The sequence below is a fragment of the Psychrobacter sp. W2-37-MNA-CIBAN-0211 genome (genome assembly GCF_040309405.1).
Lineage (GTDB): Bacteria > Pseudomonadota > Gammaproteobacteria > Pseudomonadales > Moraxellaceae > Psychrobacter > Psychrobacter glaciei.
This window is the reverse complement of record NZ_JBEOOU010000466.1, coordinates 1-247: the sequence shown is the minus strand read 5'-3', so window position 1 is coordinate 247 and position 247 is coordinate 1. Positions and strand designations below refer to the sequence as shown.

Below are 247 nucleotides of genomic sequence, written 5' to 3'. Positions count from 1 at the left end.
ATCTAAGCTCGTTGGATGAATACGAGTATAACCAGGGTATTGTGTTTTAATCGCTGCATCAGCAGCCTTTTCGCCAATTTTGGCTGATTCATTGTTAATCTTTGGGATTTGGTCGTTATAACGTTGTGTTTCTTCTGGTGAAGCTTTTGCCTTGTGTTTATCTCGTTCGACCATTTCCTCATCACGAGTATCTACATTCTCTTTCAACGTTACAGGAAGAGAATAAACAGTCCGTTTACTGCCTGCC

General features: G+C 40.9%; 1 protein-coding gene. It reads right to left on the bottom strand.

Annotation, left to right across the window (positions count from 1 at the left end; genetic code table 11):
• Nucleotides 1–247: hypothetical protein (locus tag AAEY72_RS15905; protein ID WP_352311624.1), on the bottom strand; the 247-nt coding region annotated here is incomplete at both ends.